This is a genomic window from Parapedobacter sp. GCM10030251, from assembly GCF_042666505.1.
Taxonomy (GTDB): Bacteria; Bacteroidota; Bacteroidia; order Sphingobacteriales; family Sphingobacteriaceae; genus Parapedobacter.
The window spans coordinates 645,971-671,214 of the sequence record NZ_JBHTDN010000001.1 but is presented as its reverse complement, the minus strand read 5'-3'; the positions used below and the strand labels follow the sequence as shown (position 1 = coordinate 671,214).

Sequence of the window (25,244 nt, the reverse complement as noted above, 5' to 3'; positions counted from 1 at the left end):
ATGCAAGCAGAAATCATTACCATTGGTGATGAAATCCTCATCGGACAAATCATCGACACCAATTCGGCCTGGATAGCGCAGCAATTGAATGCGATCGGTATCCGTGTCAAGCAGATAAGTTCTGTCGCGGATGATCCTGCGGATATCCTTGTAGCACTCACCCTGGCATCCGGCCGGGCGGATCTTATATTGGTTACGGGCGGGTTGGGCCCCACAAAAGACGACGTGACTAAACAAACGCTCTCACGGTATTTTGATTGCGGCCTCCGCCGTGCCCCCGAAGTATTGGCACACGTCGAAAGCATTTTTCAAAAGAGCAACCGGCCCATGTTGGAGATAAATCGGAGGCAGGCCGATGTCCTGGATAAAAGTGAGGTACTGTTTAACGAAATGGGAACCGCTCCTGGAATGTGGGTGATGCATCACCAAAAGCCATATGTAATTATGCCAGGTGTCCCCTTCGAGATGAAGCACATTATGCAGGAACGTGTGTTGCCCCGCCTCAGGAATCTCGAAGGACGTATCCCTGTGTGGCATCATACCGTGCTGACCGCTGGCATCGGTGAATCATTTCTTGCTGAAAAAATCGCGGATATAGAAGCTGCCTTGCCTTCTCATATCCACCTTGCCTATTTGCCCAAACCGGGCATCGTGCGGTTACGGCTTACAGCCATAGGAAAAAATCAGGAAGAACTGAAACTAGAAACACAGGCCTTCGTAAATCAATTAAAGGAGCGACTAGGCGAGCATTTTCTCTCGGACACCGACACCACGCTCGAAAATTTAATCCTTGATTTCATGAAGCAACGACAACTTTTGCTAGCAACGGCCGAGAGTTGTACGGGCGGAAGCATCGCCCGGCGAATCACGTCTCTACCGGGCAGCAGTTCGATATTTGAAGGAGGAGCAGTTACTTATTCAAATGCAATGAAGCAAACGGTGCTTGGCGTCATGCCTGAAACCCTTGACCGATATGGAGCGGTAAGTGAAGAAACGGTGCGCGAAATGGCAACCGGCGCCCAAGCAAATTTCCGTACAGACTACGCCATTGCCGTAAGCGGGATTGCCGGACCGGATGGAGGCACTCCGGAAAAACCCGTGGGACTGGTTTGGATAGCCGTAGCCGGAAAAAAACGGGTAATTACCCGCAAACATCTATTCGGTCAGGATCGGGCTGTTAACATTGAACGGTCTTCCACAGCGGCCCTCTGGATGCTTTGGCAACTGTTATATACCGAAACAAACGCAAATGGCACGGTTTAAGCCGACGAGCTACCGTTTGTTTAATATTTAATTCCGAGATTAATTCAATACACGAAATTAAATTTTGATGTTTGTTTTTTAGTCAATTATTTATGTAACTTAGACCGATTTTGATGGGTAAAGACGTAGACTATTTTATGATGTGCAGGTTGGTAAGTCGGTAAACTATATAGCGAGTATTTGCACAGACAGAATTAGAAATTCGATATGGCAGTATATAACCTACAATTGCCCAAAATGGGCGAAAGCGTTTCAGAAGCGACGGTAGTAAGATGGTTGAAACAGCCCGGCGATTCGATTGAAGAAGACGAACCCGTGTTAGAAATTGCCACAGACAAAGTGGATTCCGATGTGCCTTCCCCGGTAGCCGGAATTCTAAAGGAACAACGCTTTGCAGAAAACGCTGTGGCGCAAGTTGGCGACGTTATTGCGATTATTGAGACCGAAGCAACAGCAGACGAAAAAACTACCGACGAAATGGATAGGCGGTCTCCGGGAACTGAATCAGTCGAACCGTCCGATACGACAGACGTGCCCGGTATGGAGCAGTTACAGGAAACGAAAAACGAATCTGTTTCCAAGGGTTCTGAAGGGCGTTTCTACTCTCCCTTGGTTAAAAATATTGCCAGCGAGGAAGGGATTAGCGCAGCGGAGCTGGATAGTATTCCAGGTACGGGTAGTGAAGGAAGGGTAACCAAGCAGGATGTGCTGAACTACCTGGAAGCAAAGAGATCGGGCCAGCCGACACCAAACGACGAACACGAAACACGATCGGCCTCTCCTGTTGTCACTGAAACCACATTTTCGGCGCCGCCCCCGCCCGACAGGCAGGATTGGCAGCAAAGTGAAGTGGCTATTACGTTATCGCCACAGGATGAAATCATAGAGATGGACCGAATGCGGCGGCTGATCGCTGATCATATGGTACGAAGCGTACATACTTCTCCGCATGTGTGTTCATTTGTAGAGGCCGATGTCACAAACCTCGTTAACTGGCGGAACAAAATAAAAGACAGTTACGAAAAACGCGAAGGCGAAAAAATCACTTTTACACCGATTTTTATAGAGGCCGTGACCAAAGCGCTACGGGACTTTCCCATGGTGAACATTTCAGTCAATGGCACGCAAATCATCAAAAAACGCAATATTAATATCGGAATGGCGGCTGCATTGCCTTCCGGTAACCTGATTGTTCCGGTTATTAAAAATGCCGATCAACTGAGCCTTGTGGGGCTCAGCAAGGCAGTAAATGATTTAGCGAACCGCGCTCGGGGTAACCGTTTGAGGCCCGATGATATTCAGGACGGCACGTTTACGCTGACGAACATCGGTGCATTTGGCAATATCATGGGTACCCCCATCATCAATCAGCCCCAGGTAGCCATCCTGGCAGTCGGTACGATTACTAAAAAACCTGCAGTCATCGAAACTGAACATGGCGATCTGATCGGCATCAGGCACATGATGTACCTATCCTTGTCTTACGACCATCGCGTTGTAGACGGTGCACTTGGTGGACGGTTTGTCAAACGCGTAGCCGATTATCTTGAAAATTGGGATGTGAATCGCGAGATCTAAGCTGCTTGTGCCAGCTTTCCCGACACCTTCCGGTATCGTAAATATAACAACACGGACGAAGTGAGTAGTCCCAGTGTAAGTCCATACCAGATCCCCAACACGCCGAAGCCGAGTGCGAGGCCGAGCCCGTACGCCACGGGAAGCCCGATAACCCAGTAGGCGACAAACGTAATCAGGGTGGGGATGTTGACGTCGCCGATTCCGCGCAAAATCCCCAAGCCCACTACCTGCGTGCCATCAAAAAGTTGGAACAACCCTGCAATGACCAACAACTGGGCGGCGATGCCAATCACCAGGGTATCTTTGGTAAAAATCCATGGCAAGTATTGGCTTAAGAGCGCAAACAACAACGCCGTAATACCCATGAAAACCAATACAATGTGATAACTCGAAATCGCAAATCGCCTCAAACGGGGAAAATTCCGTTGGCCAAAACTATTGCCGGTTTTGATGGTAGCAGCGGCAGCGATACCACTCGCCATCATGTAGGTCATCGCAGCTAGCGTAATGGCTACCTGATGGGCAGCCTGCTCGCTGGCACCTATTGTACCCGCCATCACGGCAGCAGCGGCAAAAGCGCCTACCTCAAACACATATTGCATGGCAACCGGAGCACCGATTTTCAGAATGGCCAGGCACCGCGCTCCATCCAGGTACAGCAGCCTGAATTGTTGCAGATACCGTTTAAAATCGATGGATCGAAAAACATACGTACCCATCACGATGGCCATCAGAAAGCGATCAATCAAGGTGGCATACCCCACACCACTTATGCCCATCGGCTTCAATCCAAACATACCTTTTACGAAGACGATGGCCAACAATACATTTAGCACGTTTCCCCATATGGTAATACGCATGGCTTGTTTGGTAAAACCCAAGCCTTCCGCAAATTGCTTAAAGGCGTTAAATACCATCAACGGCATCATCGATAAACTGAGAATAAACAGGTACGGTTTGGCTTCCCGTACGACATCGGGGTCTTGATCGAGGTGATCGACGGCAGCCATGGAACCGAAGTACACCAAACAGAATAAAAGCGCACCAGCGAGCACGTTAATCCATAGACTATTGGAAAGCAGCACCCCGCATTCGACGTAATTCTTCCTTCCATTTTCCTGCGCAATCAGGGGGGTCAAACCGTACGAAATTCCAATGCCGATTACCATCACAATCATAAACACACTGTGCACCAACGATACCGCGGCGAGTGGTACCGTACCGGCAAAATGACCGACCACAATGCTATCCGCCGTGTGCACCAGCGTATGGCCCAATTGCGAAATCATCACAGGCCCTGCCAGTGCCAGCGTACTGAGAGAGTATAGCTTATATGATTTGAATCCTTGGCCCACCTTACACTCCATTTATCGGAGCGGCAAACTTAGACAATTTCCTTTATATGCAATATAAACTTATCGCCTATGTTTACACGATTGCTAGATACGTGCAAACTTCCGGACACGCCCCAGCCGATAAGTATGCAGGAACGGACACAAGCATCCGCAGTAGTTTCGTGGGCAGATAACCAAAATATTTGCGGAAAGCCGCTGAAAAATGTGAAGCATATTTATACCCGACTTCCTGTGCGACGGCAGACACTTTCAGGTTGTTGGCTAACAAGAGGGTCTTTGCAAGTTCCATGCGCCGCGCCGTAAGATACCCAAATACCGTCATCCCATATACTGCCTTGAAATGAGTTTTCAGCGTCGTTTCATTGGTGCCAACTGCGTGAGCCAGCCCAACCAGTGAATAGGGCGCTGCCGGATCGTCGTGCAGCATATTCCGGACCTGCCGGATACGTGCCAGCTCGTCAGGCCGTAGCAGCGTCACCGCCTCCTCCTCCCCGAATCGATCGGCTTTTTCCAAAAAAAGCACAAACAACTCAGCGAGCTTTACTTGCGTATAAGCCGCTTGCAAATACACCGGTTTCTTTTCATGAAGTATCTGTTGGATTAGGGTAATCTTCCTCATACCCAGTTGAATATTTTGCCCGGGCAGCAACCAGGCGCATTGGTCGGCTTTCAGGAAATCGTAAAGGCGCGGCTGGCTATCGGCGATGGGCAGTGAAACGTCTGAGCGCCCTACTACCAACATGAATAACTCACAGGCTCCTTCACCATGAAGGGCAATTTCTTGCGTACACCCCTCCCGTACCAGTGAACAATTGCCTTCTCCCGCTGAAAATACTTTCGTCTCGCCATCACATCTAACACGGATATCTCGTCCCTTTGATACAAAAAACAAGCGAATCTCCGACCGGGGCTGCGCCAAAACCCGCCAACGATAAGCTGCAGGATAAGAGGTACCGACCTGATAATAACTAAACATCCCGAAACGGCTTATCGTGATTGCTCCTCCCTTTACAGTTATCGAATGAATGCCTCCGTCGGCTAAGGCTTCATGCGTAAATTCGTCGCGCTCCAAGGAAAATTCCGCCATGTATAATTTGTATTCCGTTAATTATAATTTATAGGTCATCCATAGCCCTATATTTGCGCCAAATTTACATTATTTAGACTATATATAAATAATAATACTGAAAAATCCATGAAGCGATTCATATCTACCTTGCTTCTGCTTCTCGCAACGATGATGGCCACCGCCCAGACCAGCGAGTTACACGGCAGCATTACGGTGCCTTCCGGCACACCTGTCGTAGGTGCTTCGCTTCGGTTACAACCTGGCAACCGGGACGCGATGACGGATGAACGGGGCCGGTATGCGTTCGTGAACATTCCCTACGGCGACTATGAACTCGAGATTACCTCGCTGGAGATACAGCCCGTAAAAATCCGGTTAACTATCAACCAAACCCGCCAACGCAAGAACATCATTGTGAACGTACAGGAGTCTACCCAACTGGACGAAGCCAACGTATCCCGGAATAGCGAGAAACGGGCGATCGAAACCCAGGGCTTCGCCGTGGCAGTCGTAGAAACCAAAGAAGCATCAGTCCGGAATATACAAACGAACGAATTGCTGGATCGGACGGTCGGTGTCCGGGTTCGCCAGAATGGCGGATTGGGATCTAATGTCGTCTATAACCTAAATGGAATGTCTGGAAGAGCTGTTGGTATTTTTATTGATGGCATCGAGATTTCAACCTATGGTTCTTCATTCAATCTAAATAATATTCCTCCGGCGATGATTGAACGGATAGAGGTATATAAGGGAGTCCTCCCCGCTCATCTGTCCGGCGACCTGCTTGGCGGAGCCATCAATATAATCATGAAAAAGGGCACGTTAAATAACAACCTTACTGCGTCCGTTTCTTATGGTTCATTTAATACCCAGCAGGCTGATCTGAGCGGGATGTACCGGAATTCCAGCTCGGGCTTTACCATGAGAGCGTCCGGATTCTACAGTTATTCAGACAACGATTATGAAGTTTGGGGACCTTTTGTTCGGAATGAGTCTCCTACCGGCGTTATGGAACCGACGCGAGGCAAACGCTTCAATGACGCTTTCAAATCCTACGGAGGGCGTTTTGAATTCGGCTTTACGGGTGTGACTTGGGCCGATAATTTTATGCTAGGCTATGTTGGATCGGATACCTACAACGAAGTTCAACATGGTCAATACATGACCCGGCCTTACATGGGGAGATTTACAGAATCCCAAGCGCATGTCTTCAGTTTAAATTATACCAAGAAGGACCTGTTGCTACAGGGGCTGGAATTTTCGTTCAATGGCGTTTATAGCGATCGCGACCAATACATCCAAGATACGGTGAGCTGGCGGTATAATTGGAGTGGAGAAAAAATCATTGATATTCACGGAAAACCGTTCCGGTCAAGAGAAGGCGCCCAGCAAGGCCGACCGACCATGAATAATATCAATAGACGAATCAGTACGGTCAGGGCCGGACTAAACTACACGATCAGCCGACACCACAAGGTGGTTTTAAACCACGTATTTTATACGGTTGACCGGGAAGATTATGACCAACTACGAACCGTCTTAGAACAAAATTACCGGGTCACAAACGATTTATCAAAAAATGTATCGTCGCTGGCCTACGAAATGCAAGCATTCGATTCCCGATTAAAAACCAATATATTCGGCAAACTCTATCAGCAAAAAATAGATCGGGTCGAACCCGTTTCTGAAGTGGTGAATGGGCAAAATGTCCGGGTGGAGAAACACCTCTCCGATAACCGGAATACGGTAGGATACGGCTTAGCCGCTTCTTTCGCCGTAAAACCTAATCTCATCTTAATAACATCGGCAGAGAAGGCGGTACGCATGCCTGATGAGAGTGAAATATTCGGAGACCAGGCACAAAACATGACGGCTAACCTCTCCATCAGACCCGAATTCAGCAATAACTTCAACCTGGGAATCAGAGCCGGGTCGTATCACCTGAATAACCATGTCGTCTCCCTGTCGGTATCGGGCTTTATCCGCGATACAAAGGATAAGATTGCGATATTGTCTAATGACCGGAGCGTTACAAATGTAGAAACGTTGTACCAAGTCAATCTAGCGGGGGTCCAGGCTATCGGTTTTGAGGCGGAAGCCGGTTATAGCTACCAAAAATTGAATGTCATGCTGAATGTATCGAGATTCAACTCCGTCCTCAAGGATGAGGCTTCGTTGTACAACGACAGACAGATACCGAACGATCCCTTTTTTACGGCGAACGGCAACATACGGTACCGGTTGGAAAATACCATCCAAAAACAGTCGGCAATCAATCTCTACTATAATGCCGGTTATGTACATCCATTCGAGACCATCTGGAAAGTAAGGCCCAGCGACACGGACGTCACGCCGCCCCAATTCATCCAGGATATAGGGATAAGCTATTTGTTCCCTAACCGGAAGCTCACCCTAAGTTTCGATGCCAAGAATATATTCAACAGGGAAGCGTACGACAATTTTGCAGCGCAAAAGCCAGGACGATCCTTTTACGTCAAACTTAATTATACTATTAACAAGTTTTAGCAATCAAATTTAGACATAAATGAAAACTCAATTCGTAAAACTTTTGATGTGCGGAGCGGTAGTGACTGCTTTCACTGTTGCCAGTTGCAGTAAAGATGACAATGGGCCGGATAATAAAGAAGATTTAGGCGACGCCGATCGTTGGATTACGGTTGCCGGTGCGTTGATGCAAGAAACTCCTGGAAATGGAAACGGCGGCACGATGGTTTATTCGGTTAGTGTTGACGACGCAAAAAATCCAGACCGGTCCATCAGTGTGTACGACGATGGTTTTCAGGTGCGTTCCCAACGGACGGCCCGTCTTCAATCGTCAATGGATGGCAGTGTCCTTTTCAACATCGCTTACACAGGGCCTAATGGGGGTGAATTCTCTAAATATCAGGTAAACGGTGGGGATGACTATACCGAAATGGCCGACAAGGTAAATATCTCCAGCTACGCCACCGCTTCGCCAAGATGGTTAAAGTTGTTTGATGGCGATCAGACGGGCATTGCGGTCAACGTTTCCAACGTACAAATCACCACTGAAGCGGACGGCACGACCTACAAGTATGCGAGAGGATTGTCTACCGTTTTGTCCCTCGGTTTGCAACAAGTAGGTATTAAAACCTACGAGCAATATGAAATCCCACTAGCAGCCGAAGAAGAAGCACAAGGGTTCTACATCGGCCGATTGGACGGCCCGGTACTTAACAAGGCGGGAAATAAGCTGATTATTGGCGTTTCGAAAAGCAAATATGATCCCGCAACGGGCCAGCAAGACCGGTCGGGAACTATCCAAATACCCGCAAGATCGTTGGTCGTTGATTATCCGTCACTCAAAAACCCCACATTGATTTCCTCTACGGTCAGCACCGGAAACACAAATGGATACCGTAGCTTCAATGCATTTTTAGCCGAAGACGGCTACATTTATCAGGGCACACAGGAATCCGGGTCCTATTTCCTGAGAATTAACCAAAACAACGAGTATGACAACGACTATGCATTAAGTCTAAACGATGCACTGGGAATAGAAGGATCCTATATCGAGAGCTGGGTATACGCAGGCGACGGAATTGCCTACGTAATGTACACGCATGATGGCGCCGCCGTTTCCAATTTTAATGCAAACGAACAACAAAGCTTTATAGCGAGGGTCGACCTTCGCGCGAAAACAGCTCAGTTGGTTAATTTACCCTACGAGCCTGATCTTTATTTTTTCCAATACCAAGGATGGGTTGTAAACGGTGATGAGGTATTCGTCGCAGTGACGCCTGTTGGAAAAGACGGAAATATTTACATTTTGAACAGCCGGACAGGAACGGTGACTAAAGGTGCGAAACTGGTCAATAAAACCGGAAATCACTACATCGGCATCTTTTAGGATACTCGTGTGAATTGATGGATTGAAAGCCACCGATACTGAAATAGCGACGATAAAGAGGCTGTTTCCGGAAACCGCGCATAGCAATTTCCAGAGATGGTCTCCCGTCGTGTAGGATTAACCGCTTGGACTAACTAAACACCATGACCCGTAAAACGCGCAAGAAAACAACGTGGCAAAAAACCCGGAAATTTTTCAACGACATCCATCTCTGGACCGGCCTCATCAGTGGCATTGTTGTCATTCTGATTTGTTTCAGCGGCACGATTTACACCTACAATACCGAACTGCGTGAATGGGCTTCTCCCCATTTACATAACGTAAAAGTTCCGGCAAACGGAACGCGGATCCCGGTAGATTCGCTGATTCCAAAAATAACCAGCGAATCCGGCGGTACGGTCACCGCCGTCAGCATAGCGGCCAACCCCGCACGCACTTACCAGTTCACCGCACGCGTTGAGGGAGATAACAGCCGATTTGGCACGACATACTACGTCAATCCGTATACCGGAGACATCACCGGAACCTCCAAAGAAACAACCAGAACGGGCGATTTTATGCAAACCATGTTCAGTCTGCACCGCTGGCTCCTGTTGGATAACATTGAAGAACCGCTGATCGGCGATTTGCCCAACCGGCAACTGGGCAGCTATATTTCGGGTACCGCAACCATTTTGTTTACGCTCGGCGTCCTTACGGGTCTGATCATCTGGTTTCCCCAGAAATTACGGACCTGGCGGCAAGGGCTGACTATTAAATGGAGTGCGGGTTGGAAACGGATCAACCACGACCTCCACAATACGCTGGCCTTCTATTCCCTCATTTTCTTATTCGTAATGGGCATAACCGGCCCCCAATGGTCCTTCCCTTGGTACCGTACGGGTTTGCAAAAAGCCCTGGGCACTTACAAGGAACAACCCGCCGGACGTGGCGGAAGCGGGCATGGCGGAGGGGCTCCCGCCCCGGCAAACGCGGAAAGGCACGGTAGTAAAAACGGAAAGCAAGGCCAAAACGAGACTGGAAGCGCCGACAACAAGGAAACCGCGGCTGACTTATCCTTACTACCGTTTGCAAGGTACTTAGCAGCTGTTGATGAAGTACTGCCGTATGAGGGCGATTACCGGGTGACATTGCCCAAAGATGCACAGGCTCCCCTATCCGTCAGCAAAAACCGCGTCGGATTTTTCGCTCCGGCAGCCGGTGACCAGGTAACCATGGAGACCTCAACGGCAAACGTGAAGGAAGTGGAGATTTTTCGCGACAAGCCATTTAACGAACGCGTGGCCAGCTCCATAAAGGCATTGCACATAGGCAATATTTACGGCCAGTTCACAAAGCTTATCTACTTTTTAGCCTGCTTGATAGCCACGTCGCTACCCATTACCGGTACGCTGATCTGGCTCAACAAAATGAAAAAGAAAAGGCCGGTTCGGCGCTAAAACACGATTTTGGTTTCGCTTTTTTTCTCACAACTTATGGATATCACAAAATTTACCCCTACCTTAGCTGTGATTAAAATTGAGATTGTGTTATGTTGAGTACAGTATTGGCCTTCATGAACATTGGAACCAGCGAAATGATGCTGATCGTATTTGTGGCTCTGCTGCTGTTCGGAGGTAAAAAACTACCGGAATTAGCAAGGGGGCTGGGCCGTGGTATACGCGAGTTTAAAGACGCATCAGAAAGCATCAAACGGGATATCAGTGATCAGATTAATAATTTCGAAAAAGATATAGAAGTAAAAGACGTTATCGTACAGGACGAAGAGCCAAAGAAACTAAATCAAACCAATTCTTCCGCTCCTGCCGGTACGTATGAACATAATCCGGGGCGTGAGCCAGACTACTATGGCAGCGAAGGTCCCTATTACCACGACGACCAATACGGCACCACCGAAAACACCTCGGATGCCGGTGGTATGGACAGCACCCCAAAAACAACTCCGCAAGTAGATCCGCAACATCCGGTAAGTGACGAGAAAAACGCGTGACCCACGAAATTCGTATCTCCAGTGAACTTGCTTTGTCCGAGCGACAGGTAAGTATTGTTTTGGCACTTTTTGCAGAAGGTGCCACCATCCCGTTCATCGCGCGTTATCGCAAAGAGATGACCGGTAGCCTCGATGAAGTACAGGTTGCTCAAATACGGGACCGTGCGCAACAATTGCAGGAATTGGACAAGCGCAGGGAAAGCATCCTTAAATCGTTGGCCGATCAGGGAAAACTGACTTCCGAATTGGAACAGCAGGTAAAGGCCGCCGAAACAATGGCAACCCTGGAGGACATCTATTTGCCCTATAAACCAAAGCGAAAAACCCGGGCAAGCATCGCTCGTGAAAAAGGGCTGGAACCACTGGCACAACTTATCCTTCTACAGGATCGTACAGATATTATCGATGCGGCTCAAAACTTCGTTGACCCCGACAAAGGCATACAAGATGTGGAAGACGCGCTAGCCGGGGCACGTGACATCATTGCAGAAACCATTGCCGAAGATGCCAGCATCCGGGCACAGGTCCGGCAGACCTTTCTGGAAAAGGGGCAATTCGTATCCCGCGTGGTCCCGGGTAAAGAAGAGGAAGCCGTTAAATACACGGATTATTACGAGTGGTCTGAGCCCTTGAAGACTGCTCCCTCCCACCGGGTACTGGCCATGCGCCGTGGCGAGAAAGAAGAAATGCTTTACCTCGATATCGACGTACCGGAGAGCGAGGTACTTCCCCTATTGGATAACACGTACGTAAAAGGTGCTGGTGAAGCAAGTGCCCAGGTACGTATCGCCATGCTCGACGGCTATAAAAGGCTGCTTAAACCGTCGATGGAAACTGAAATACGGATGCTAACGCGTCAACGTGCAGATGACGAAGCGATCCGGGTTTTTGCCGAAAATGCCCGGCAGTTGCTACTTGCGGCCCCATTGGGTCAAAAGCGGGTAATGGCCATCGATCCCGGATTCCGCACGGGCTGCAAAACGGTCTGCCTTGACGAACAGGGCGCACTGCTTGAGCATACGGCCATCTTCCCCCATACAGGTGCGGCGAAAGCGGAAGAAGCGGCAAAGACCGTCCGCTATCTTACTGAGAAGCACCGCATACAGGCCATCGCTATCGGCAACGGTACCGCTGGTCGTGAAACGGAAGACTTTATCCGAAGGCTCGCCCTTCCGGGGGTGGTCATCGTCATGGTCAATGAAAGCGGTGCCTCCATTTATTCAGCCTCCGAAGTGGCACGCGATGAGTTCCCTGACCACGATGTAACGGTCCGCGGAGCGGTATCCATCGGCCGTCGGCTGGTGGATCCACTGGCCGAGCTCGTCAAAATCGATCCGAAATCCATCGGTGTAGGGCAATACCAACACGATGTCGATCAAACGAAACTCCAGACCGCTCTGGACGACACGGTCGTCAGCTGCGTCAATGCAGTGGGAGTAGAACTTAATACAGCATCGAAGCAAATCCTATCGTACGTTTCGGGTTTAGGCCCTTCATTGGCCCAGCAAATTGTTAATTTCCGGAATACCCATGGCGCCTTCCGGAATCGGGAATCACTGAAAAATGTGCCCCGCTTGGGTGAAAAAGTCTTCGAACAAGCTGCGGGATTCCTTCGCATACGGAATTCCGAGAATCCGCTCGATGCCAGTGCGGTACACCCCGAACGGTACCCTTTGGTCGAACAGATGGCAGCCGACCTTGGTTGCCGGGTTATCGATCTTTTGCAGGAAGAAAAACTCCGCAGTCAAATCGATCTAAAGAAATATGTGAACGAGGCTGTCGGAATGCCCACCCTACGGGATATCCTTTCCGAATTGGCTAAACCGGGACGGGATCCGCGTGAACAGTTTGAGCAATTTTCATTTACGGACGGTGTCAATACCATCAGCGATCTACGCCTGGGCATGAAGCTTCCGGGTATCGTTACCAACATTACCAACTTTGGTGCTTTTGTCGATATCGGTGTACATCAAGATGGTTTGGTACACCTGAGCCAATTAGCCAACCGCTATGTAAAAGATCCGAATGAAGTGGTGAAAGTCCAGCAAAAGGTGATGGTAACCGTGATTGAAGTCGATGAAAAGCGCAACCGGATCAGCCTTTCGATGAAAGAGACGGGAGGTTTCGAGGGCAGGAAATCCGAAAGACCCGAAAACCGAAAGACGGGAAACCGAAAGGCAGGCAACCGCGAGAGCGGAAAAACAAAACCTCCGAGACGGGAGGAAAACGACATGGCTTCAAAGCTGGCTGCGTTGCGGAATAAATTCGGATCCTGAAGTTAACCGAACAAATCGCTGGATAAATACCGATCGCCCCGATCGCATGCAATAAATACGATCACGCCTTCTTCCAGCTCGCTCGCCAACCGGCTTGCACACGCCATGGCCCCGCCGCTGCTCATTCCCACAAATATCCCCTCCTGCCTGGCTAGTTGCCTGGTCATTTCGACGGCTTCCGATTGGGAAACATCCATCACCCGGTCCACCCGTTGCGGGTCATAAATCTTGGGCAGGTATTCCGTGGGCCAACGCCGGATACCCGGTATCGAAGACTCTTCCGTAGGCTGGCAGCCCACAATCTGTACGGCCGGATTTTGCTCCTTAAAATACATGGAGTTACCCATGATGCTGCCCGTAGTTCCCATGGCACTTACAAAATGCGTGATTTGTCCGTCTGTATCCCGCCAGATTTCGGGGCCGGTTGTCTTGTAATGCGCAAGGTAATTATCGGGGTTAGCAAACTGATTCAAGATAAAGTAATCGCCTCGGCTTCCCTTCTCTTCGGCGTAGTCCCGGCACGCTTCAATAGATTCCAATAGCGTAACTTTCGCTCCGAAGGCTTCCATGGTCAATGTCCGCTCACGGGTGGAATTAGCCGGCATCACCAATTCGATTTCAAGGCCGTAAATACTGGCAATCATCGCGAGCGCGATGCCGGTATTCCCGCTGGTGGCCTCGATTAGCCGCATTCCGGGTTTAATATCACCGCGGTCCATCGCACTGCGGATCATATTGAGTGCTGCCCGGTCTTTCACGCTTCCGCCCGGGTTATTTCCTTCCAGCTTTACATACATCCGGACCCGGGGATTCGGATTCAGTTTCTTTATTTCAACGAGGGGCGTGTTACCCACGCAATCGATCAGCGTCTGCATTACCTAATGAGTTGCTTTTGAATCAACAATTTTTACGGTAGACTGATGATAAACGGTAGTATACGGTGGGATGCTGGATGTAAGCCATACGTTACCGCCAACTACGCTATCGTGTCCGACGACCGTATCACCGCCTAAGATGGTCGCTCCAGCGTAGATTACCACCCGGTCCTGTATCGTGGGATGCCGTCTCGTATTCGCCAGGAACTTTTCAACGCTCATTGCTCCCAACGTGACGCCCTGGTAAATTTTTACCTGATTACCAATTACTGCCGTTTCTCCGATCACCACGCCTGTGCCGTGATCAATACAAAAATGTTCGCCAATCTGCGCCGCGGGATGAATGTCGATACCCGTCTGCGAATGGCCATATTCCGTCAGGATGCGCGGAAGAAGCGGCACATCCAACACCATAAGCTGATGTGCAAGGCGATAGAGCGCAATGGCTAAAAATCCCGGATAGGTACGGATCACCTCAAACTGACTGGTTGCTGCTGGATCACCCTCATAAATCGCCGATGCATCTGTATACATCATCCGCTGCAGTTCAGGCAGCGATCCATAAAATTGCGTCACAACCAAGCCGTTGTTGCAATCTTCACAGGCCTTGGTTCGATTTAAAATACCCACCAGTTCCTTTTCAGACTGGGAAAATTGAGTCTTCAATTGTTCAACGGTCCGGTCGGGATGCGTTTGGCGTTCGGGAAACAGTAAATCCAGTAAGCCCAGTGCCCAGCCTGCGATCACCCCATTAGGCGGCACATCGTTGATTTCTTGTTGCTTACGGTAAAGCTGACTAAAAAACTCGTCATTCATCGTTTGTCGTCGTTGTAACGAAGCTAAGGACGCAAATAATTTGCAGCTTAACAACAATGTCGGTTAATTATTACAATAATTTAAATTGCAGTGACAGGTCGTTATTTTTTTCTAAGTTTGCGCTCATACCTTGTAATAGCATATAGACAGTATAACGAATGAAACTACTCGAAGGAAAAACAGCACTAATTACCGGTGCATCCAAAGGAATTGGCCGGAAAATAGCGGAAACATTTGCCATGCACGGTGCAAATGTAGCATTTACCTACCTGTCATCTGTAGAGAAAGGAGAAGCCCTTGAAAGGGAACTCCAGGTTCATGGCACGAAAATAAAAGGCTACCGTTCGGACGCATCCGTTTTTGACGAAGCCGAAAAATTAGTCAATGATATCGTTTCCGAATTTGGCACCCTTGACGCGGTGGTCAATAATGCCGGGATTACCAAGGACGGCCTCCTGCTTCGGATGACGGAAGACCAGTGGGACGACGTACTCGACATAAACTTAAAATCGGTTTTCAACGTCACGAAAGCCGCTTCTAAGATCATGATGAAAAACCGCAAAGGTGTGTTCATCAACATGAGTTCGGTAGTTGGCGTACAGGGAAACGCCGGACAAGCCAACTATGCCGCCTCGAAAGCCGGTATCATCGGTTTTTCCAAATCGATTGCCAAAGAGTTGGGATCGCGCAACATCCGTACGAATGTCATTGCACCCGGATTTATACGAACGGAAATGACCGAAGTCCTGGACCCGAAAGTCGTGGAAGGCTGGGAGCAAAACATCCCGCTGAAACGGGCCGGAGAAACCGAAGACGTCGCCAACGCCTGCCTGTTTCTCGCCTCTGACCTCGCTTCGTACATCAACGGACAAGTTCTTTCCGTGTGTGGCGGAATGTTATAGCGATTCAGGAAAATGGTATCGGCAGACCGTATATTTTCCATCGCTTCACCGCAGGAATTTGACAGCAGCTGCCTGGAAATCTTCGGGTATCAATCCCACCATTGTGCGGTATATGCCAAATACCTTGCTTTGTTGGGTATAGATCCGGATACTGTAAAACAGCCGGAAGCTATCCCCTTTCTGCCTATTGAATTCTTCAAGCAGCACCGCATCGTATCGGTAGCTCAGGAACCGGAGTTAACCTTCAGTAGTTCAGGCACCACGGGCAGCGTACAAAGCAAACACCATGTGGCGGATGTAGGCATCTATGAAAAAAGCTTCCGTACGGCCTTCGAACAGTTTTACGGCGCTCCAACGGACTGGACCATTCTGGCACTTCTTCCCTCCTACGTCGAGCGGGAAGGGTCGTCGCTTATCTACATGGTAGATGACTTAATCCGCGAAAGCAGGAATCCGTTAAGCGGCTACTTCCTGTACAACCACCAAGAGCTATTTGATCGTTTACAACACCTGAAAGCAACCGGCGGTAAAACGTTGCTGGTCGGCGTTACCTATGCGCTGTTGGATTTCGTGGAAAATTACCGGGCCGACTTTCCGGAGCTGGTGGTCATGGAAACGGGAGGCATGAAGGGTCGCCGGCGGGAGATGATCCGGGAGGAAGTACACGACCGGCTTCGCGATGGATTTAAGGTCAATGCAATACATTCCGAATACGGAATGACCGAATTGTTATCCCAAGCCTATTCAACCGGAAAGGGTTTATTCCGTTGCCCACCTTGGATGAAGGTCGTCATCCGGGATACAAACGACCCATTTAACGTCCTTCCGGACGGCCGTACAGGCGGCATCAATGTCATAGACCTGGCTAACATCCATTCCTGTTCCTTCATTGCCACGCAAGATTTAGGGAAGACATATTCCGACGGGCATTTCGAAGTATTGGGTCGCTTTGATCAAAGTGATATCAGAGGGTGCAACTTGTTAGTGCAATAAAATAGTCCGGTCCTTATTCAGCTTATTGCAGACTCGGGTCGCTGAACGTATCCCCCTGTTGCATATCGCCCGTATCAAATCCTTTTTTGAACCAATAAGCCCGCTGCTCAGAAGTACCGTGGGTAAAGGCTTCCGGCACGACATGCCCCTGCGACTGCATCTGCAAGCGATCATCACCAACGGCCGCAGCAGCTTCCATCCCCTCCCGGATGTCGTTATACTCCAGGTAAACGTCCGAATTTTTATTGGAATGATGCGCCCACACGCCTGCATAAAAGTCGGCCTGCAGTTCCAACATCACCTGCAACTTGTTATATTGAACCTCGCTGAGGCGCTGCCGCGCCGCATTTACTTTATCCATTGCCCCGGTTAACTTCTGAACGTGATGCCCCACTTCGTGCGCCAACACATAGGCCATCGCGAATTCACCCGTCGCGCCGAAGCGATTCCGCAATTCATCATTGAAACTAAGATCAATATACACTTTCTCATCGGCAGGACAATAAAACGGACCGTAGGCAGAAGCGCCCATACCGCATCCATCCGTGGGCGTCTGGTCGCGATACAACACCAGCGTATTCGAACGGAATTCCCGGCCTTGGGAACGGAAAATAGTCTGCCATACGTCTTCTGTGCTGGCATGAACTACCCGAACCAACTCGGTCAGCTCCCTTTCTTCAGCGCTAATCTCAACCGGCACCTCCGAGGTCTGCGTACCCGTGGTCTGCAATTGTTCCAGCATCTGCTGGGGATCCCCACCAAGCAATAGCCCGATAATCAACACAATAACACCACCGACGCCTCCCAATGCAAGTTTACCTCCGGAAGACATTCCCCGCCGATCCTCAAAATTGTCGCTTTGTCTGCCACCTTTCCAACGCATAATCGTAAAATTTGATGGATACTAAAAAAGCCTCACATGGATGCAAGGCTCTTCTACAAGATTGTTGCTTATTGGTTAATAAGAAAAGTCATCTTTGGAATCGATATCCTCAGCCACCTCAACACCGTTACTTTCATAACCGGGTTCGTAGCGTTTTTCAACTACTTCCTGATGGGCCTTGATATAATCAACGACTTCATTCAGCCCTTCCGCGAATTTTTCAAAATCCTCTTTATACAGGAATATTTTATGTTTGATAAACACGCCGTCCTCAAACCGCTTTTTGCTTTCCGTGACCGTGATGTAATAATCATTGGATCGCGTCGCCTTTACATCGAAAAAATAAGTGCGCTTACCTGCCCTTACCTTTTTTGAAAAAACCTCCTCACGCTCTTTGTTGTCAAAATCTCCCATTGTTAAGCTTTTTATTTCTTGTTGTCAGAATCGGGATAAATATAAAAGAATTTAGTTCATTAATGCAAATCTTTCCCTTAAATTGTAAAAAATATTTTTTGGCATATTTTCACCGAAATAAATCGGCAATTTACCGAGAAAAAGCCGTCGATCACCTAATGATGCTTGCAGAACGCATGGAATCGATATACCTTTGAACAAGTAATTTTTAACGTAAAAAGATTTTAACCAACTAGAATGAATACGCAACATCGCCCAACACGCTATAGCTCCAATGCAGGCAGAATGTGGGCCGGAATCATTATCGTATGCATTGGCACCATACTGCTTGCGGGAAAACTGGGACTTGATTGGCTCTTTCCCGACTGGCTATTCAATTGGGGCAATATGTGGCCGTCGATACTCATTGCCGTCGGCCTCATCATTGGTGGCAATTCAAACTTCAGGAACCCAGCCTCCTATATATTGTTGGGAATCGGGGCCTTCTTTCTGTTAAGGAATCTTACCGGTTTTTCCATAGGTCCGATCCTGTGGCCTGCTATAATCATTGGCATTGGCTTGTGGCTATTGTTGGGCAGGGGGCGCTCCGGTCCGATCTCGCCAAGACCGGATCGCCGACAGCGCTATCGCAATCGTTCCTATTCGGGCGATTACGAATGGGACAAACGTGTGGTAAATGAACCAACCGATAGCCCTGCCCCCGGCGGGGCTTCCGCGTTTAACGAGACCGAAGCATCCGAAGAATTTACAAACACCTTTTCAAGCGAAGACTACCTGAGGTCTACTTCGATTTTCGGCGATGTAAAAAAGACCATTATTACCAAACGCTTTCAGGGAGGGGAAGTGGTAAATATCTGCGGAGGTACCGACATCAACCTGATCCAAGCGGATATCCAACAACCCGTGATCATTGATGTGTTCCAGATTTTCGCCGGAATAAAAATCATCGTACCGTCGCACTGGAAAATCCATTCCGACGTGGTATCGGTATTCGGCGAAGTGGATGATAAACGCTTTACGCAAGGCATCCCTCAGGATGAACAAAAGGTGGTTTATATAAAGGGTACTTCGTTATTTGGAGGAATTACCATCAAAAGCATTTAATCGATATACGTGAGCAGTATCCCCTATATCTCATCCAGACAACGACTGATTAACATCAGCTGTTTTATCATCTGGATGATCTATGCGTTCATTCAAACGGCACTGCTCTGGTGGTTTGAAGTTGACTTTAACCTGGCGCTGAACGACAGTCTGGTAAGTGCGACGTTGACCTCACTTTGCTGCTACGTCATCGCCAATGCCCTGAATCACTACCTTCCCCGCCGAAAAGGTTATTTTTACATTGTCATCTGGGGACTTGTTTTGGCTGCAATCAGCGTATCCCTGGATCGCTGGATATTACAATTCATCATTCCTGACAAAAATTACCTCGGTCAGATAGACTTGTCATTGCCACTGCGTTTTTTTATTAATGCATTGCTCATTGCCTGGATCGCTATCATCAATATTCTCTGGAACATCCAGCAGGAATACAAGGAAAACGAGCAGCGGAAAGCTGACGCAGAACGCCTTGCACGTGAAGCAGAGCTTTACAACCTGCGACAGCAGCTGCAACCTCATTTTCTCTTCAACAGCCTTAATTCCATTATTGCCCTCATTGGCCGTAAACCTGAGGAAGCCCGAAACATGACCTTTCAACTGTCGGATTTTTTACGGGGTACGCTACGAAAGGACGACCAACAGTTAATCGCCCTGAAAGACGAGTTAGAGCACCTCCAACTGTATCTATCCATCGAAAAAGTACGTTTCGGACATCGGCTGGAAACGTTGGTAACCTATGACGAGGAGTGCTTGACGAAGACCTTACCCGCGATGATTATGCAACCGCTGGTGGAAAATGCCATCAAATATGGCTTGTATGATACGACGGAACGTGTGACCATCGAGGTCGCTTGCTCTTGCAACAATCACATGTTGGAAATACAAATCGAAAATCCGTACGATAGCCAAAGCAATAAACCACGGAGAGGTACTGGATTCGGACTTCGCGGTGTGGAGCGCCGCTTATATTTATTGTTTGGACGGACAGATTTGTTGGAAACTCACGCTACAACGCATATCTTTACCAGCATAATCAAGATTCCCCAATTATGATTAAAGCGGTGTTGATAGATGATGAACCTTTGGCACGGAGCATGGTGGCTGAGTACCTTGAAAGTTATCCGCAAATAGCCGTGGTAGCCGAATGCAACGATGGTTTTGAAGGTGCCAAGGCGATTATGCAACACCAGCCGGATTTGATATTCCTGGATATCCAGATGCCGAAAATCAACGGCTTTGAAATGCTGGAAATCATTGACAAACAACCGGCTGTCATTTTCACCACCGCTTTTGACGACCATGCAATACGAGCGTTTGAACAGCATGCGGTCGACTACTTACTGAAACCTATTACCAAAGCCCGCTTTGATCAGGCCGTTGCGAAATTTCTCGACGCCCGCCAGCTCACGACGGACAGGGAAAACACGCGAAAGCTAATCGACGACGTAAGCCATACGCCGGGCAAACTTGAGCGCATTGTGGTTAAGACCGGCACCAAAATCAAAATCATTCCGACAGCCAGCATGATTTGCCTCGAAGCGGATGACGACTATGTGAAAATCCACACCGATGAGGGCACATTTTTGAAGAACAGAACCATGGCTTCCTTTGAGGAGCAGTTGGACCCCCTCCAATTCGTTCGCGTTCACCGTTCATTTATTGTCAAAATTGACCACATTATCCGGCTGGAACCCCATGAAAAAGAGGGACACATTGCGGTCCTATCCGATGGCAAAAAAGTAAACGTAAGCAAAAACGGCTATACCCGTCTGAAACAATTGCTGGGAATGTAAATACGTTTCGTTAATTTTGCCAGATGTTTGGAATCATGATCAGAACCACCTGTGTCTTATTAAGTTCATTGTTTTTATTATCATCGGCGTTTGCACAAGAGGCGGATACTCCCCGAAGGATCAATCAGGCGATATTTAATAAAATCGAGTACCATTTCAATCAACAGGAGACTGATTCGATTTATGCGTTGGGCAGTCCGAAATTCAAGCAATCCCTTTCCCTGCAGGCGTTCCAAACGGTTATGTCCCAACAACTTTATCCGTTGGGACAGATTCAGTCGGCTGAATTAAAAAACTACGAGAAAGGCACGGGCATTTACAAGTTGAATTTCATCAGCACCCCCCTGCAATTGGTTTTGGGGTTGGACAGCCTCAACAAGATCGATGTCTTTCTTTTTCAGCCCTATGCGGGCGATCCGGCTCCTGAGAAAACGCCCCCCACCGAATCCGGTAACACGTCGGCATCCAAATTCGATCGGTACGTAGATTCGGTAGCATTAAGCTACAGCCGCAAAGGCCATACCCATGCACTGGCCATCGGTATTATCAACGCAGGCAAAACCAGCGGCTTTTACTATGGGGAAACCGAGACCGGAAACAAACAGCTTCCCGACGAAAATACATTGTTTGAAATCGGCTCTGTCAGCAAAACCTTCACCGCGACTTTACTTGCCTATTTTACGCAGCTCCAGCAAGTAAGTCTGGATGATCCGATTACCAAGTATCTGCCCGATTCGGTTGCTGCAAACCCCGATCTGCAACGGATTACCCTGATGCAATTGGCCAATCACACTTCCGGCCTCCCGCGAATGCCTGATAACATCGAAGCATCGGCGGCTAGCAATTCCCTAGACCCGTACCACGGTTACACAAAAGAACACTTATACACCTACCTGAAATCCTATAAAGCGGAGATTCCGCCGGATTCCCTGTATCAATACAGCAACCTTGGTTTTGGCATATTGGGCGATATCCTTTCAACCGTCTATGGAAAGCCATACGACGAGATGGTAAAGGAAATCATTTGTCAGCCCTTGGGATTGAAAAATACGACGGAACATCCGAATCCTGACAGCCAGTATGTAGCAAAGGGGTATAATGAAAAAGGTGCAGAGACACCTTTATGGACATTTGATGCGTTTACCGCGCACGGATCATTGAAGTCGACCGTATCCGATTTACTGTTATATGCCAAGGCGCATTTTAAAATGCCTGAAACCGATTTGGAACATGCGCTGGCACTCACACGCCAGTTCACGTATTTCAATCCCCCGGATACGGACATCGGACTGGCTTGGCACATGAACGTAGTCGGAGACGAACTCATCTATTGGCACAATGGCGGCACGTTCGGAAGCAGCAGTTACCTTGCTCTAACTCCGGACAGAAAAATGGCCATTGTTGTGCTGTCCAACACGGCAGAACCCGTGGATTCGGTTGCGCTGGCGATTTTAAAATACATGCTGAAGTAACCTACGCTCATACATCTTTACGCAGGATTTCAAGAGGCGGGCGCAGGGTGATGCCCCGGCTATTCAAAAGGCCAACGACAACCGTGATTGCCGTAATGCTTAGGATCAACAGCCCCATTGCAAGCAAGTTCGGCACGAAGGGTACCTCAAAGCTGAAAACAGCCAGCGCCCAGCCGCCGACCAAGGCCAGCAATACCCCGGCGAATGCTGCCAGCAACCCCAAAAAGAAATATTCGAGTGCGGTGATCGCTAAAATCTGCTTTCTCGATGCGCCCATGGTGCGAAGAAGAACGCTTTCCTTGATTCGCTGATACTTACTGATCATCACCGAGGCGACCAGCACGACAAAGCCTGTGATTATACTGAACCCTCCCATAAAGCGGACCACAAAACCAATTTTATCCAAAATCTTGTCCAATACCGATAAGATCAGTCCCAGGTCGATGATAGATACATTGGGAAATTGCCTCACAACAGCTTGCTGCAGCCGGGCGGATACCAACTCGTCTGGAACACGTGTCATCAGTACATGGAATTGGGGAGCATGGTCAATCACCCCCATCGGAAAGATCAACCGGAAATTCGTCTGCACCCGATTCCAGTCCACCTCTCGCAAACTGCCCACAATAGTGGGTATTCTGACGCCCTGTACATTAAACAAAAGCGTGTCCCCGATAGATACACGGATCCGGTTGGCATATCCTTCTTCCAATGATACGCGTGCAGTGTCTCCAGGAACGGTGTTGCCGATCCATTTACCGGAGGTGACCTTTTCCGAGTCGCTCAACCTCGCACGGTAGGTAGTTCGCAACTCGCCTCCTAAAGCGCGTCTCGACACCTGAAGGGTACTATCGGCCCGTGCCTGATCTGCGGTAATCCCATTGATCGCTTCCAGTTGCACGGTGACAATCGGCACTTCATCCATCACAGGGAGATCCTGGCTCTTAACCAATTGGGATATAGCCTGCTTTTGAGATGACTGGATGTCGAAAAGTACCATATTAGGCTGGTTGTCACTTGCAGACAAAGAAACGCGTGCGATAAGCATTTCCTGAACCAATAATAACGTCGCAATGAAAGCCGTGCCAAGCCCGATCGAAATTACCAAGATCACGGTTTGGTTATGGGGACGGAATAAATTGGAAAGCCCCTGTCTCCACAAATAACTCCAGGACACCGGAAAAAAGCGTCTAACCAACCAAATCAATAGATTTGCCGTCGCGAACAATACGGCAAATGCCAAGGCAACACCGGTCGTAAAAACGAGGGTCTGCAAAAAACCGCTCAACTGCAAATATGCATAGCCGAAGATAAACAAGCCAATCAGGCCGTAGACAATCCAGCTCAACCTATCCTTAATCGGATTTTGGGTAGTTAACGATAGCCGCAGTGTATTCAGGGGTGCAATATTCCGGATGCCGATCAACGGCAGCAAGGCGAACAGGACGGATATCCAAACCCCCAAACCGATACCTTGCAAGATGGCAGGCCAGGACAGGTCGCTGCTGATATCAACGGGAACAAAATCTTTGAAAATCAGCGGCAACACCTGTTGGATAAGGGTTCCAAGCATCGCCCCGATTACCGAACCGACCAATCCCACACCGATCACCTGTACAAGAAAAATCAAAAATGCTTGCCGTGAGCTGGCTCCCAGACAACGAAGAATGGCAATACTGCTCAGCTTTTCCTTGATGTAGATATGGATGGCGCTGGAAACGCCGATACATCCGAGCAACAGGGCCACGAAGCCCACCAACGACAGAAACTTATTCAAATCGGAAAATGACCTTCCGGTGTCTTGTTTACGTGAAGCGATCGTATCATACCCCATCCGGTGCACTTCAAGCAATGAATCCAGACCTTTGGCAAGCGCGTCAGCATTCGTTCCATCGGCCAAATGGAAATAGTAATGGTAATTAATCCGGCTGCCCTTCTGACTAAGTCCGGTAGCATCCAGATACGTCAATGGAATGAATACAGCCGGTGCTACCGCCGTAGAAATCCCACTTTGGCCCGGAGATTGGTCCAAGCGACCGGCGATCTCGAACATGACTTCACCTACTTTTACGGAATCGCCCACTTCCGCGCCAAATTGCAGCATGAGTGTTTTGTCGACCAATGCCTGCCGGCGGTCTCTGAAACTGGTGCCTGCCGATTCCGGCACAGTTTCCAGTTTTCCGTAATAGGGAAAGTCACCCCCCAAAGCCCTTACCTGCACCAAGCGGGTACCGCCATTTTTAACAAACAGCACCATGGAGGCGAAGCTCCGCTCTTCGGAGTGTCCCTTGCTTAAACCTCTGACCGAATCGATAAGCCGTTGCTCTTCTTTCTCCAGCGGGTGATTACTGTCGATCACGAGATCAGCTCCCACAAGCGAGGCCGCCTGGTTGTCGATATCTTTTTCGAGGTTATCGCCCAACGCATAAATCGCCACCAACGCAGCGATGCCGATGACAATCGATGAAACAAACAAAAACAACCGTGAACGGCTTCTGCGGCTGTCCCGCCATGCCATACGCACTATCCAGGAGATGGCCAATCTATTACGCGGTGAGGTGACTGCCAT

The 25,244-nt window shown here is 48.9% G+C and carries 20 protein-coding genes; 13 read left to right on the top strand and 7 right to left on the bottom strand.

The window, feature by feature from the left end; genetic code table 11:
* Nucleotides 1–1,263: a competence/damage-inducible protein A gene (locus tag ACFQRK_RS02800; RefSeq protein ID WP_379003413.1), complete on the top strand. Its 1,263-nt coding sequence runs from the start codon at nt 1–3 to the stop codon at nt 1,261–1,263.
* A gap of 207 nt (nt 1,264–1,470) precedes the next feature.
* The gene (locus ACFQRK_RS02795) at nt 1,471–2,841 is read left to right on the top strand and encodes a dihydrolipoamide acetyltransferase family protein (RefSeq protein WP_379003410.1); all 1,371 of its coding nucleotides are present in this window, start codon (nt 1,471–1,473) and stop codon (nt 2,839–2,841) included.
* Here the strand turns inward: ACFQRK_RS02795 and ACFQRK_RS02790 are convergent.
* Both ACFQRK_RS02790 and ACFQRK_RS02785 read right to left on the bottom strand, forming a co-directional pair.
* Nucleotides 2,838–4,196, bottom strand: coding sequence for an MATE family efflux transporter (locus tag ACFQRK_RS02790; RefSeq protein ID WP_379003408.1), 1,359 nt, complete (start codon nt 4,194–4,196; stop codon nt 2,838–2,840). The genes ACFQRK_RS02795 and ACFQRK_RS02790 overlap by 4 nt on opposite strands.
* A 73-nt stretch (nt 4,197–4,269) precedes the next feature.
* Nucleotides 4,270–5,283 carry a helix-turn-helix transcriptional regulator gene (locus ACFQRK_RS02785; RefSeq protein WP_379003406.1) on the bottom strand — a complete coding sequence of 338 codons (1,014 nt, stop codon included), beginning with the start codon at nt 5,281–5,283 and terminating at the stop codon, nt 4,270–4,272.
* A gap of 108 nt (nt 5,284–5,391) precedes the next feature.
* Between ACFQRK_RS02785 and ACFQRK_RS02780 the strand changes: the two genes are divergently transcribed.
* From ACFQRK_RS02780 to ACFQRK_RS02760, 5 genes are all read left to right on the top strand, one after another.
* Nucleotides 5,392–7,791, top strand: a complete 2,400-nt coding sequence (locus ACFQRK_RS02780; protein ID WP_379003405.1) for a TonB-dependent receptor — start codon at nt 5,392–5,394, stop codon at nt 7,789–7,791.
* 19 nt (nt 7,792–7,810) lie between these two features.
* Nucleotides 7,811–9,157 (top strand): hypothetical protein, encoded by a 1,347-nt coding sequence (locus ACFQRK_RS02775; RefSeq protein ID WP_379003403.1) that lies wholly within the window; start codon nt 7,811–7,813, stop codon nt 9,155–9,157.
* A gap of 143 nt (nt 9,158–9,300) precedes the next feature.
* Complete coding sequence (locus ACFQRK_RS02770; protein WP_379003401.1) at nt 9,301–10,596, top strand: PepSY-associated TM helix domain-containing protein; 1,296 nt, start codon at nt 9,301–9,303, stop codon at nt 10,594–10,596.
* 92 nt (nt 10,597–10,688) lie between these two features.
* Complete coding sequence (locus ACFQRK_RS02765; RefSeq protein ID WP_379003399.1) at nt 10,689–11,147, top strand: twin-arginine translocase TatA/TatE family subunit; 459 nt, start codon at nt 10,689–10,691, stop codon at nt 11,145–11,147.
* Complete coding sequence (locus ACFQRK_RS02760) at nt 11,144–13,423, top strand: Tex family protein (protein WP_379003397.1); 2,280 nt, start codon at nt 11,144–11,146, stop codon at nt 13,421–13,423. The genes ACFQRK_RS02765 and ACFQRK_RS02760 overlap by 4 nt, the downstream gene beginning before the upstream one ends.
* A gap of 2 nt (nt 13,424–13,425) precedes the next feature.
* Here the strand turns inward: ACFQRK_RS02760 and cysM are convergent, their stop codons facing one another.
* Both cysM and ACFQRK_RS02750 read right to left on the bottom strand, forming a co-directional pair.
* Nucleotides 13,426–14,298, bottom strand: coding sequence for a cysteine synthase CysM (gene cysM / locus ACFQRK_RS02755; protein WP_379003394.1), 873 nt, complete (start codon nt 14,296–14,298; stop codon nt 13,426–13,428).
* 3 nt (nt 14,299–14,301) lie between these two features.
* Nucleotides 14,302–15,114, bottom strand: a complete 813-nt coding sequence (locus ACFQRK_RS02750) for a serine O-acetyltransferase (RefSeq protein ID WP_379003393.1) — start codon at nt 15,112–15,114, stop codon at nt 14,302–14,304.
* A 158-nt stretch (nt 15,115–15,272) separates the two neighbouring features.
* On the opposite strand from ACFQRK_RS02750, the gene fabG reads away from it, so the two are divergent.
* Nucleotides 15,273–16,016: a 3-oxoacyl-[acyl-carrier-protein] reductase gene (gene fabG / locus ACFQRK_RS02745; RefSeq protein ID WP_379003391.1), complete on the top strand. Its 744-nt coding sequence runs from the start codon at nt 15,273–15,275 to the stop codon at nt 16,014–16,016.
* 12 nt (nt 16,017–16,028) lie between these two features.
* Nucleotides 16,029–17,009: an acyl transferase gene (locus ACFQRK_RS02740; protein WP_379003389.1), complete on the top strand. Its 981-nt coding sequence runs from the start codon at nt 16,029–16,031 to the stop codon at nt 17,007–17,009.
* Between the two features lie 22 nt (nt 17,010–17,031).
* Here the strand turns inward: ACFQRK_RS02740 and ACFQRK_RS02735 are convergent, their stop codons facing one another.
* Together ACFQRK_RS02735 and ACFQRK_RS02730 are read right to left on the bottom strand one after the other, a co-directional pair.
* Complete coding sequence (locus ACFQRK_RS02735) at nt 17,032–17,892, bottom strand: neutral zinc metallopeptidase (protein WP_379003386.1); 861 nt, start codon at nt 17,890–17,892, stop codon at nt 17,032–17,034.
* A gap of 75 nt (nt 17,893–17,967) precedes the next feature.
* Nucleotides 17,968–18,306: a DUF3276 family protein gene (locus tag ACFQRK_RS02730; protein WP_379003383.1), complete on the bottom strand. Its 339-nt coding sequence runs from the start codon at nt 18,304–18,306 to the stop codon at nt 17,968–17,970.
* A gap of 237 nt (nt 18,307–18,543) precedes the next feature.
* Here ACFQRK_RS02730 and ACFQRK_RS02725 point away from each other — a divergent pair, with 237 nt between their 5' ends.
* From ACFQRK_RS02725 to ACFQRK_RS02710, 4 genes are read left to right on the top strand one after another with little or no spacing between them, the layout of a single operon-like run.
* Nucleotides 18,544–19,410: a hypothetical protein gene (locus tag ACFQRK_RS02725; RefSeq protein WP_379003380.1), complete on the top strand. Its 867-nt coding sequence runs from the start codon at nt 18,544–18,546 to the stop codon at nt 19,408–19,410.
* Nucleotides 19,411–19,419: 9 nt separating this feature from the next.
* Complete coding sequence (locus ACFQRK_RS02720; RefSeq protein WP_379003378.1) at nt 19,420–20,463, top strand: sensor histidine kinase; 1,044 nt, start codon at nt 19,420–19,422, stop codon at nt 20,461–20,463.
* The gene (locus ACFQRK_RS02715) at nt 20,460–21,203 is read left to right on the top strand and encodes a LytR/AlgR family response regulator transcription factor (protein WP_379003376.1); all 744 of its coding nucleotides are present in this window, start codon (nt 20,460–20,462) and stop codon (nt 21,201–21,203) included. Before ACFQRK_RS02720 ends, ACFQRK_RS02715 begins: the two co-directional genes overlap by 4 nt.
* Before the next feature lie 35 nt (nt 21,204–21,238).
* The gene (locus ACFQRK_RS02710) at nt 21,239–22,675 is read left to right on the top strand and encodes a serine hydrolase domain-containing protein (protein ID WP_379003374.1); all 1,437 of its coding nucleotides are present in this window, start codon (nt 21,239–21,241) and stop codon (nt 22,673–22,675) included.
* A gap of 7 nt (nt 22,676–22,682) precedes the next feature.
* Here the strand turns inward: ACFQRK_RS02710 and ACFQRK_RS02705 are convergent, their stop codons facing one another.
* Entirely contained in the window at nt 22,683–25,244 is a 2,562-nt protein-coding gene (locus tag ACFQRK_RS02705) for an ABC transporter permease (protein ID WP_379003372.1), read from the bottom strand.